Source organism: Nitrosomonas sp. PY1, assembly GCF_022836435.1.
Lineage (GTDB): Bacteria > Pseudomonadota > Gammaproteobacteria > Burkholderiales > Nitrosomonadaceae > Nitrosomonas.
On the sequence record NZ_BQXC01000001.1, the window covers coordinates 1,046,609 to 1,055,834 of the forward strand.

Sequence of the window (9,226 nt, forward strand, 5' to 3'; positions counted from 1 at the left end):
TTCTAAGCGTAATTGATCGTGACATGTTTTATTTTTCCTGAAATCATTAACTCAACAACATTTCTAGCTACGTCTTTAGCTATTTTGTTATCAACTAATGATTGAGCGATTTCAGAATGTATTTTCTGCTTGTTACTCAATAGCTCATAACTTTCTTTTTGTTGAGTAGTTACAGGTTTAATCACTGTATTTTCACGTTCTGACACTGATTGTGCTTTTGTCTTTTCTGCTTCTATAGCTTGTTTTTTTAAATCTTCTTCTTTGCGTTTTTGTTCAGTCAGGCGCGACTCAACTAACAATTTGAAGTCATCCTCAGGCTTCGTAATGATTGATTGAATATCACGGAATAGTGATAAATCTTCTGGCAAATGAGCAATATTCTTGCGAATAACACGAGCCATATCATCAAGTTTGATCTTGATCGATGCCACTTCTGTGTCGACTGCATTGTGTAAGCTTTTGAGAGTACGCTTGTCTTTGCACGCAGTTTCAAAACTTTGACGTGATAAATTAGCCAATGCTGGAAAACTAATGCTCTGGAATTCAGATGCAATTCTGGATTGATGAACGGCGCATTGTTCATATGCATCATCTATGATATTTTTTTTGACTAATTCTTTTTGTCTTTTGACAGCTTTATTAAGAGTCAATCGTTTTGATCCGATTGACTCTTTAATATAATTAATAGTTCGTATCGATTCATCGATATCTGATGTTTGACCTATCACTGCTGCTTTTACTGATTCAAGCTTTTTCTCGATTTCTTCGCAAAATTTAATAGTTTCTTCTGCGTTAGCGAAATCATCATCGGTTTTAAGATCAGTGTTAATGCCGGAAATGAATGTCTCTGCAGCTTTTTTAAACTGAGGAAGATTGCTTGCGATGACTTCGCCTTTGATTTGAATCGATAGAGAAGGCAATTGCATTATTGCTTGTGGTTCTGGTTTATCCACCAATTCCATCTGTTGATAGATCTCAAGATCAGATTTGAATTGAGACCATCCGTCTCTGATTCTTTTGAACCATGATTCATCCGGATGAATAGATATCTGCGCCCACTTTTCTTTTGTCCCGTCAGAGCATACGAAAATTAGTTTTTCTGCGCCCGTAACAAGCAATATCTGCTGACATTGCGCCATGTGAAAACCTGGATTGCCATTTTGGACATTCTCATAGAGGTCTTTGCTAAACTGTTTGTGCTCAAATGCAGTCATGCCGTCGAACGTCAACCCGTCGCAAGATGCGCTCATCTCACTATTTTCGTCAGAGCAAGTAACCGGAAAGAGATCTTCTTGAATTTCTTGCTCAAGTATTTCGCGAGCTTTAAGCTCAACTTCGTGACCGTAATCTAATATATTTTTTTGTACCCAATCGCTGTATTCTTTCGACTTTCCTGTTTTTTTATAAAGCAACAAATCATTTCTGGAAAGTTGTTTTGATATTCCAAGCATTGCACTAGCTTCAGATGCTCCAAAATGGGATGATCTAAATTGATGCCAGGATTCGGTTCCTTGTTGAATGCTATGCGTTTGCATCATTATCTCCAAATGATCGTATGATTTTCTTTTGCTCTTCAGTCAGGACATGTTTAGTTGAGATCATGTTTATGATGTTCTCAGGCGTATGCTTTCCAGAATTGACAGAGGCTTCCCATACATTCATGTTTTTATTGAATTTATCGTCAGGGTAGACAGACAATAGTTTTGCTTCAACATGTTCTGAGTGTGGCGTTATGTCAATTTCTTTGTTCTTGATCTCGATGATTCTTTCGGCTTCATCCTGATCGTAGATTCCTGTAAATCCAAATGCTAACCGTGCTGCCTGGATCATTGCTTTATGCCTGAGCATTCGTCTCGGATGTGATTTCCAAGCCGTTGAATTGTCACGTTTGCATTCATCCATGTACTCAGTTGCCATTGTTGGATGATTGCGGTCTTTACGATGAATGATGCATGTGCATGATTCGTTGTCTTGCCTGAATTCGATACCGTCGAAACGTGTATCAGAGTTCATTATTCTCGACCATCCGTCGACACCAACAACAGGCACAATTCCACCCTTGTCTGGAAATGCATAAATTTCGCGTGTAAACGGATTAAGTCCATACTGATTCGCAACGATCAATAAAGCTGTCATTTGCTCGTCGCTTACAGGTTTGTCACTCTTAAATGCTGTGGATTTAAGCGTTTCGGTCAGTCCCGTTCCGTCACCCAGGTCGAATTGTGACGCCAATTTGTTTGTTAGATTGACAAGTGCTGTACTCATAATCAGCTCACTAATAAATCACGATCAATCGACAAAGTGTTTTTGCACTCTCGCTTCTTTTTCATCAAACGTGCAAGCTCAATTGACCTTTTTAATGCAACACCATTTTTATAAAAGAAACAGATGTCTTTGAGGAATTTCATGTTCTTGCTCCTAAGTTTTTTAATCGTTACGTTTCAGCACACAGTCAGCATCGTAATTCCACTGTACTGGCGGAATCTTCCCATTCGTTCCGCCTTGGCCGATGTATTCATTTGACATTGCTTCACTCATGACCATGGTCATGCATGCGTCCCTGGATTCAAAGTCATCGATCTCAACGAACTCAACTTTTGCCTGCTGGTTCTTGACTTGTGTCGTCAACAGGCCGATTGCGCTCCATTTTTCAGCAAAAACAGGTTGAGCGGTGATGAGTGCTGATACCGATAAAACTAATAGTGCTTTTTTCATTTCAATTTCCTTTGTGGTTAGTTGATTGTTTGGCTGCTGCAATTTGTTCAAGCTTCGATTGATGCTCTTCCTCTCCCAAATACCCCATAAAAATTACCAGTACGATAATTGCAAGAGTAAAAACAACATTTCGCAAAACTATTGGTTCCTCAGGTGCTCTGTAATTCTTCATGTCACGATAAAAAATCATTTTTTCCTCCGTTTAAATCCAAAAAACTTTGTCAGTACATAAACAATCGCCAATCCGATACCAAGCGCGGAAAACGCAAGTGTTGCTGCAACGAAAAGGTCTTTAATTAATTCAATAGGTTCCATAAATATAATTTATAGCTATCAGTCACCGTAACCGTCACCGTCACCGTCACCGTCACCGTCACCGTAACCGTAACCGTCACCGTAACCGTAACCGTCACCGTAACCGTCACCGTCACCGTCACCGTCACCGTCACCGTCACCGTAACCGTAACCGTCACCGTAACCGTAACCGTCACCGTAACCGTTACCACCGTAACCGTAACCGTAACCGTCACAGTAACCGTAACCACCGTCACCGTAACCGTTGCCGTTTAGCATAGCGGATGAAATGACATATTGCTTTTCATTGTCATCCAGTAAATCAATCAGCTTTTCGACTTCTGTCGATGCTGCAATATTCGGGTGCAATCTATTCAAAACCCTATAAACACCAGACTCACAAGCGCCTGCCCGGATAACGTCGTCAGCGGTTATTACAATCAAACGTTCCATTTTTCCCAGGCCTCATCAGTAATATCGAAAACGCCTGTTATGTCTCTTAAAGACGGGATATCTGCTTTTGCGCTTATCTTGCTGCTTGATGTTGGACCGGTTTCAGCCAATTGCATAAAACCTTTTGTAGTACCCCAATGGATAGCCATGCGAGCATTTTTTAAGGATATTATTTCTGCATTAACGTACTGATCGTCTTCTATCTGGCCCGCAAAAACACCTCGGTGCTTTGTTGTTACTATTACATTTCTCATTCAAGACTCCTTTATCATTAGAAAATAGTTTTACCGTCAATCAACCTACGCTCACGATTTATGGTTGATGTGAACAATATACGTAAACGTATAAATTATGTCAATACGATTGCGTATAATTTATGTTAAAATTTTTTAACTGTTGAAAAGGAGGAGCTATGTTTTTTGAAAAAAGAAGACAGCAAGCCTATTTCTTTCTCTGAACAATAGGATTTACGGCGACATCAAGCAACGATTCAAAATCTTTCCTATGGGATGGGTTTTGTTGGTTGCCATTTTTTTGGCTATTAGCGGATTTTTCAACCTTTTTTTTCATGTCAGAGTGTGCCTCTCGAAAAGATTCAATGATGCTGTAAGACGCTGATTGGCGGGTTAGAGCAGCCATTGTCTCGAAGTCCGGGCAACCATCTTTTTTAATAGGGCCATAAAGCGTTGTGGTTAATAAGCGACCCTTTCCGAATTTCCGGGCGTACACATATCTCCATTTTTCACGTTTCAATAAATACGAAATATAGTAGAGAGCATCTATCGGAATGTCTTGTGTTGGCCGAAGAATTGCGACCTTGTAAAACGCATAAAATGAATACTCTTGAACAAAGCTTGAGCAAGTGCTTCCATCGGTTGCGACAGTAATTACATCTGGTCCATAAACTCTTTTTGCAGCCTTCCAGGCTGTAACGCCATTGTTAAATTCGCTTGTAGAAACGATTGGTATGTTGCCACCATCTTCCAAGTCTTCAATCTCTTCCTTTCCACCTAGCGTTACGTCAAAATAATCTGATAGTTTGAATGCGCCGAATTTTATTTTATCGAATGAAAGTGATGATCTCGCGTGAAAGATGCGAGGCACTATTCCTATTCCATTTTTTGACTCTCCGTCAAGCAGTCGATAGCCATACGAAACATAGAACGATGCATGTAGCCGCAAATGCGCCTCGAAGGCGCGGATAAAATCCTCATCTGTGTGCGCGGCGTTCTCAATAAATGCTTCAGGAGACCATTCGGTTGAATCTGGCGTAACTTGCTTGAATGTAGTTAATTCAGGAATTTGGATTTTTTCTTGATATGCCACTTGTATTTGTTCGATCTGTGATCCGCCCTGACTCACTCTATTATTCTTCTTCAGCTTGAAGCCGTCATTCCATAGCCTAGCGAAAAATACCTTTGCGCCAGAATGCGGTATACCTTTTTGTATAACGACAACGGCAGTATTGAAGGATGCATATGGGCTAAATAAATCTGGCGGCATTGTTGCCACAAACAACAAACTATTATTCTTTAATAGGTGTCTGTGCCACGCGCCCACATTAACAAGCAATGAGTACGGAACAATGCTTGCAACCAATCCTTTGTTTCTCACGCCATCTAGAGCCCGGTCAATGAATTTGGTGGATGGAGTGTCAGTTTTTTTATGCGGAAACGGAGGATTGAGCAGAGCAACATCGGCCTCTTTGGGTGGATAGTTAGTTTTTGAAAAACAATCAGCCCTAATAATCCCGCTCTTCCCATCACCGCGCAAAATCATATTTGCTATACATAGCGCTGCCGTGGCTGGCTCTGACTCTATACCATATATATTTTGATGGATTTGCTTTACCGCCTGCTCGTAATCCATCCTTTTCAAGCGAATCATTCGGCGTAAAGCACCAATTAGAAAACCGCCTGTTCCGCAAGCAGGATCAAAAACAATATCATTCGGAGTAATTGCGGTTAACTCGCACATCATATCTATGATGTGTCTAGGAGTGAAATACTGCCCTATCGTATTGCCGCCTGTATAGCGAAAGAATGTTTCGTAAAGCTGCCCGAGATAATCGTGTTCGTGAAGAAAAGACCGTATGTTTAGTTTTGTCAGAATATCAATGATCTGCCATGCTCGTTGTGCAAGGTCTTCGTTTTCTGTATCGACTCGCAAGCTTTGAGAAAGCTCGCTTTTCTGCGCAATCTTTAATGCCTTCACAGCATTGTCGTTTATCTGGGTCAATACTACGTCCTGATCAGAAATTACATCCTTAAACCAAAGGCCAAGCATAAATGTAGCCGCGTATATCGGCCTATATTCATCCTTGATCTTACATTCACGAAATATTTCATTCAGGCGGGCTGCTTGTTCTGCCAAGATTTCTGGGCTTGGGCATTCCGCTGAAACTTCAATGCGGTTATGGAGCGAAAGAATGGTTGCTGTTTGCGTTGGAGACGGAATCCAATCTATCGCCTCGTTGTGCAAAGTTAGGTCTTTCCATTTGCCAGCGATTCGCCGCCTAACCTTTACAACGCAAACTTCACGTTCAGCTCCGGCCACCGCCACAGAAAGCACCTGCTGACCTGCAAGATGGACAGCATCGCCATAGTGTTCAGTATCACGCATAGAAGCCGCAATATCGCTTGTGCGCGGTTTGGTATCTATAACGACAAGTGGCTTTAGGCTCTTGGCTGAATCAACAAGCAGAAAATCTGGCTTGCCAATGCCGGGACCTGTTTTTGATTTTTTCTCGAAAATACTTCTCAGCGATGGATAATCTAAATATTCAGACTCTTCAAGTAACTGTCCACCAGATGATACGGGACGCAAGTCCCAACCACGAAAAGTAAGAAGTTCTTTGGTTACGGTACGCGCTCGTTGCTCAGAAATTCGTGCTGCTGCCATTCATACTCCAAATTTTATATTTATGTTTTAGTTAGATGGTATTCTGCGCTATTTGAGCCTTCCTGAAAAGTCTTTCTTTACTTGCTGTAAAGGGATACATGCCAGAGATTTTAATAACCTCTGAAGTGCAGATAGTTCAAACATCATATCCGGTCTGTTGAATTCAAGCGCAACGTCGTTATATGCAACATTGCGCAGCGATTCTATTTCTGGCGCATCACCTTGATGGGCTTCTTCGATAGCCAAGATCAATTCATCCTCATTCATGTTCACGGCCTTTACCATGAGTTCCTGATATCTGCGTGCATCGTACTCATTTTGTGCGGCTTTGTCAGAGGGACGTACCGCAATCAGCATGGCTCCTGCAATAGCAAATATGACCCCTCCGGCGGAAGATACCCATGCCGGAATATTGGTGGCAATGGATGTCATGGCCGCACTGCCGCCAACTATTGATAGAAATATGCCAACCGTTTGCACCCGCCTATAAAGTCTTGCGGTGCGTTGCGTCAACCGTATTGCGTATCTTATGTTTCCTAATAATTGTTGCTTGGTGTCATCGTTCATATCAATTACCTCTGTTTGGTTGCGGTGTCGGCGCAGGCGGCAGTGGCCTTGGTTTCGGCAATGGTTTTGGCGGGACATGCGACCTTTGGCCGATACGTGTTTTATAAATCATAAAAATAGATCTGTCTTACTTTAATGTCAAATGCGCAATATATGCCGATCTGGATTCTCCTGCTGCCTTGGCCGCGGCATCTAAGCGGCGCAAGATCCTGGATGGGAGCGTGATGTTGATGCGCTCCACCTTGTCTGATAATTCTGCTAGATCAATGTCGACGATTGCCCAAATCCATCCGGAAAAATCGGGTTCGGATTGATGAATTGAAATCGATTTGGCTGCAGGTATAGATTCACCATCATCGATCATAGTTTCCAACCACAATTCGATGGCTTCTTTTGCGTTATCGATTGCTTCATCTAATGTATCACCGGCTGAAAAACATCCAGGAAGATCCGGCACGACAACGCCGAACGCTTGATTATCATTTCCTGTCTCGATTGCTATTGGATATCTCATGCTCACTCCTTATTTTAATCCAGCTTGTTTCAGTAGTTTGCTAACAAGACCGACACCCATATCTTTCTTCGGGTGTGGTACGCTGATGTGGCCTGGTTTATGTGGATGAACGTAAACGTGGTGCGATCCTTTGACACCTCTAAGCGTCCATCCGTCTTGTTCAAGTTTTTTGATAATGTCTTTGCTGTTCATGGTGTGTATTATACACACATATAGAGAATTTGCAAGTATTTGAACAATAAAAAACCCGCCGAAGCGGGTTGTGTATGGGGAATGACGCGCTAGTTCTTGGCGGGAGTTTTGATCAACATATCTTTGATCTCTTTAATGTCTGATTTCACTTCTCTTAAATCCCTATCGGTGTAACCGTCCGCCATTGATTTTTTTTGCAACTCAATTTTTATCTCGTGGATATCATCAATAATTGAAGATGTTCCTGAATTAATAAACATATACATACCACTGAATCCTACGATACCTAATCCCAATATGCCCCAGATATAATTCCTGACTTCTCTTATGTCAGTCTTAATTTCCCCAATATCTGTTTTGATATGTTTAACGTCATTTTCAAGTATAGATACTCTTGTTTCCATGTCACTGCCCCCACCATCCCATGATGACTTGTAATCCTCAGATGGACTCCATGCCGAAGCCTTACTCAATGGTAGTACATTTGCTGTTTTAGTGTAACTGCTTTGACTTGTTGTTGCTCTACTTTGTTTCATTACTTTCTTTAGATTGGCTACTGACTGGTTGTTCTCGGATCGAGAGCTGGGCATGTAATGTTTGCATTAATACTGTTGCAGATTCTCTTGTCAAGATGATGCGTGCTCTATCTTCCCTATAATTCATGACATCTTTATCTTGGATTCCAAGCCCGTAATATACTGTCGTTATTCCATCTTTATCCGGTGTGGATTCTTTCAATCTGCCAGTCTCTTTCACGACATCCATTATGTCTGAGAAAAATGTTAAGTAAAACAAATCGCCATGCGCGGGACCAGCGACGATTGATCCTGTAGCATGTGTGCTAACGAAGTTATTCGATTTGTAGTGTATGACCTCGATGTCGTCAGATACAGCATCGATAGGTTCATAATCAGTTTTATTCTCTTCGTTCATTTCAATACCCTAGGTTACATTTATGTAACTAGCATAGAGCCACATTATTCTTGTATTTTCTTCTGACAGAAAATGCGATTATCAATAATCCTGTAATTAGCATGGCATAGGTTGATGGTTCCGGAACAAGCGGAATGTCACCATACAATACAGGAGCAACATCACCTCTAGCAGCGCCAAAAACCAACCAACCGCCAGCAGGTTCATTTATCTCTGGGTGAACAGCGATTTTAAACGTGTGATTTCCACCTTCATCGAAAGAAACCGTGGTTGTTCCATGGAAAAATCCTTCTCCTGCAGAACTATTGAAGTTATCTACATGACCCCAGTCAACTTCATTTCCATCGATGATAATTGTGTATGATTGATTTGGGTTTGTTCCTGATTGACTTATCCAAAAATCAACGCTATCGACTGTGAAACTTACGTCTCCGCGTGGAGCATAGAAGTTTTGTTCATGAGGGCCTTTCACTGTATTGAAAGAAACCAGCCCATCATTAAAACCTGTTGACCAAAATGCTCCGAGATAAGACGGAAACCCGAATGACCCTGCATTTGCAGACAGGCTGATTAGAAACATTGTTATTGCTGTTATTATTTTTTTCATTTGTATCTCCTTTTTTTATTATTATTTCCTACATTTACAAAATTGGTTGT

15 protein-coding genes are annotated in these 9,226 nt (G+C 41.4%); all 15 read right to left on the reverse strand.

Annotation, left to right across the window (positions count from 1 at the left end; all coding sequences use genetic code 11):
• Positions 1 to 2 precede the first annotated feature (2 nt).
• On the reverse strand, positions 3 to 1,538 hold the full coding sequence (locus W03_RS04870) for a YqaJ viral recombinase family protein (protein WP_244071902.1): 1,536 nt from the start codon (positions 1,536 to 1,538) through the stop codon (positions 3 to 5).
• Complete coding sequence (gene bet / locus W03_RS04875) at positions 1,522 to 2,265, reverse strand: phage recombination protein Bet (protein WP_309296083.1); 744 nt, start codon at positions 2,263 to 2,265, stop codon at positions 1,522 to 1,524. Before bet ends, W03_RS04870 begins: the two co-directional genes overlap by 17 nt.
• 2 nt (positions 2,266 to 2,267) lie before the next feature.
• On the reverse strand, positions 2,268 to 2,408 hold the full coding sequence (locus W03_RS04880) for a hypothetical protein (RefSeq protein ID WP_244071903.1): 141 nt from the start codon (positions 2,406 to 2,408) through the stop codon (positions 2,268 to 2,270).
• 19 nt (positions 2,409 to 2,427) lie between these two features.
• Positions 2,428 to 2,715, reverse strand: a complete 288-nt coding sequence (locus tag W03_RS04885) for a hypothetical protein (RefSeq protein WP_244071904.1) — start codon at positions 2,713 to 2,715, stop codon at positions 2,428 to 2,430.
• A 1-nt stretch (position 2,716) separates the two neighbouring features.
• The gene (locus W03_RS04890) at positions 2,717 to 2,905 is read right to left on the reverse strand and encodes a hypothetical protein (RefSeq protein WP_244071905.1); all 189 of its coding nucleotides are present in this window, start codon (positions 2,903 to 2,905) and stop codon (positions 2,717 to 2,719) included.
• Positions 2,902 to 3,030: a hypothetical protein gene (locus tag W03_RS13355; RefSeq protein ID WP_279600007.1), complete on the reverse strand. Its 129-nt coding sequence runs from the start codon at positions 3,028 to 3,030 to the stop codon at positions 2,902 to 2,904. The genes W03_RS04890 and W03_RS13355 overlap by 4 nt, the downstream gene beginning before the upstream one ends.
• 18 nt (positions 3,031 to 3,048) lie before the next feature.
• The gene (locus W03_RS04895) at positions 3,049 to 3,462 is read right to left on the reverse strand and encodes a hypothetical protein (RefSeq protein ID WP_244071906.1); all 414 of its coding nucleotides are present in this window, start codon (positions 3,460 to 3,462) and stop codon (positions 3,049 to 3,051) included.
• Positions 3,450 to 3,716: a DUF6948 domain-containing protein gene (locus W03_RS04900; RefSeq protein ID WP_244071907.1), complete on the reverse strand. Its 267-nt coding sequence runs from the start codon at positions 3,714 to 3,716 to the stop codon at positions 3,450 to 3,452. Before W03_RS04900 ends, W03_RS04895 begins: the two co-directional genes overlap by 13 nt.
• Before the next feature lie 187 nt (positions 3,717 to 3,903).
• Positions 3,904 to 6,363 (reverse strand): N-6 DNA methylase, encoded by a 2,460-nt coding sequence (locus tag W03_RS04905; RefSeq protein WP_244071908.1) that lies wholly within the window; start codon positions 6,361 to 6,363, stop codon positions 3,904 to 3,906.
• Positions 6,364 to 6,411: 48 nt separating this feature from the next.
• Entirely contained in the window at positions 6,412 to 6,930 is a 519-nt protein-coding gene (locus W03_RS04910; RefSeq protein WP_244071909.1) for a hypothetical protein, read from the reverse strand.
• Positions 6,931 to 7,057: 127 nt separating this feature from the next.
• Entirely contained in the window at positions 7,058 to 7,444 is a 387-nt protein-coding gene (locus W03_RS04915) for a type II toxin-antitoxin system HicB family antitoxin (protein WP_244071910.1), read from the reverse strand.
• Between the two features lie 9 nt (positions 7,445 to 7,453).
• The gene (locus W03_RS04920) at positions 7,454 to 7,636 is read right to left on the reverse strand and encodes a type II toxin-antitoxin system HicA family toxin (protein WP_244071911.1); all 183 of its coding nucleotides are present in this window, start codon (positions 7,634 to 7,636) and stop codon (positions 7,454 to 7,456) included.
• A gap of 89 nt (positions 7,637 to 7,725) precedes the next feature.
• Positions 7,726 to 8,172, reverse strand: coding sequence for a hypothetical protein (locus W03_RS04925; RefSeq protein WP_244071912.1), 447 nt, complete (start codon positions 8,170 to 8,172; stop codon positions 7,726 to 7,728).
• On the reverse strand, positions 8,159 to 8,569 hold the full coding sequence (locus W03_RS04930) for a hypothetical protein (protein WP_244071913.1): 411 nt from the start codon (positions 8,567 to 8,569) through the stop codon (positions 8,159 to 8,161). Before W03_RS04930 ends, W03_RS04925 begins: the two co-directional genes overlap by 14 nt.
• A 28-nt stretch (positions 8,570 to 8,597) precedes the next feature.
• A complete protein-coding gene (locus W03_RS04935) occupies positions 8,598 to 9,176 on the reverse strand; it encodes a PEP-CTERM sorting domain-containing protein (protein ID WP_244071914.1) in 579 nt (192 codons plus the stop codon).
• Positions 9,177 to 9,226 lie beyond the last annotated feature (50 nt).